1 protein-coding gene is annotated in these 1,406 nt (G+C 61.6%); it reads left to right on the forward strand.

Annotated features, from left to right (window positions below):
- Window positions 1-81 precede the first annotated feature (81 nt).
- Window positions 82-1,122, forward strand: a complete 1,041-nt coding sequence (locus FJW08_RS32235) for an IS110 family transposase (protein ID WP_140813755.1) — start codon at window positions 82-84, stop codon at window positions 1,120-1,122.
- Window positions 1,123-1,406 lie beyond the last annotated feature (284 nt).

Genomic DNA, 1,406 nt, shown 5'->3' on the forward strand with positions numbered 1-1,406 from the left:
CGTGTTGGGGTGGACGGCCCCCGACGGCATCGCAATGTGCCAGAATGAGGTCGTTGCAGATCTCAACAAGGGAGACCGTCCGTGGATAAACTTATTCGCATTGGCATGGATACGTCAAAGAGCGTTTTCCAGTTGCATGGGGTGAATGAAGCCGAACAGCCTGTATTGCGCAAGAAGCTGCGGCGCAATCAGGTGCTCGCCTTCTTTGCGGGGCTCCCGCCACTGAAGGTTGGCATGGAGGCCTGTGGCGCGGCTCATTACTGGGCGCGGGAGTTGCGCGCGTTGGGTCACGAGGTGCTGCTGATGCCGGCGCAGCACGTGAAGCCCTATGTCCAGCGCTCCAAATCGGATGCCGCCGATGCCGATGCAACCTGTGAAGCGATGAATCGGCCCCGCATGCGTTTCGTTGCGGCCAAGAGCGCCGATCAGCAAGCGGCACAGATGCTGGCGAAGCTGCGTGCGCAGTTCATCGACCGGCGCACGCAGCTCTCCAACTCGATTCGCGGCTTTGCGGCGGAGTTCGGTTTGATCGCGCCCAAGGGCCTTTCCCGGCTCGGCGATCTTTTAGCCGACATTCGCGCCGACACGACGGTCCCGGATATGGCCAGGGACATGTTCGAGACGCTGGCGCGCGATTACGCCCACATCAGCGCCGAGGTTGCCCTGCTCGATGAGAAGCTGCTTGCGCTTCATAGGCACAACGAAGTGAGCCGGAGGTTGGCCGCCATACCGGCAGTCGGCCCTGTTGGAGCGACGTTGCTAGCCATCAAGGTGACGGACGTGCATGGCTTCAAGTCGGGGCGCGATTTTGCCGCCTGGCTCGGACTGACGCCGAAGAATCATTCGACAGCAGGCAAGAACAGGCTTGGAGTGATTACCCGCGCTGGCGACGAGATGCTGCGAAGCGTGCTGGTGGCGGGCGCCACCGCTCTCATCCAACACATGCGCCGAGGCAGCAAACGGGTCTGGCCATGGCTGGCGGCCCTGATCGCGCGCAAGGCTCCCAAACTTGCGGCGGTGGCGCTGGCCAACAAGCTGGCCCGCATCGCCTGGAAGCTGATGGTCAGCGGCGAGCAATACCATCCCATCGGCGCCACCTATCCAGCGCCTGTGGTGCCGTGAGAGCATTAAGAGTTCGGTGCCGAGCGCACGCTCGACACTGAAGGCCGGAACTTGCAAGCAGAGGAGAAGATGGTGTGACCGGTCGAACCGGGACGAGCGAGACACTCCGAGGTGCTCACTGGCAGTCAATGTCGTGTACGTGTTTGGAACTCGCTATCCGTGAAGCCCATCTAGGCCAGCGCTCACATGTCCGCGCGCAAAAGGCCGGACATATGAGCGCAAGCGATCCGATCAAATCATCTTCAGCCAAAACCTTGCAAGCAGGGGGCCGTCCACATATGAGC

Origin of the sequence: Mesorhizobium sp. B3-2-1 (assembly GCF_006439515.1) — a bacterium.
Classification (GTDB): domain Bacteria; phylum Pseudomonadota; class Alphaproteobacteria; order Rhizobiales; family Rhizobiaceae; genus Mesorhizobium.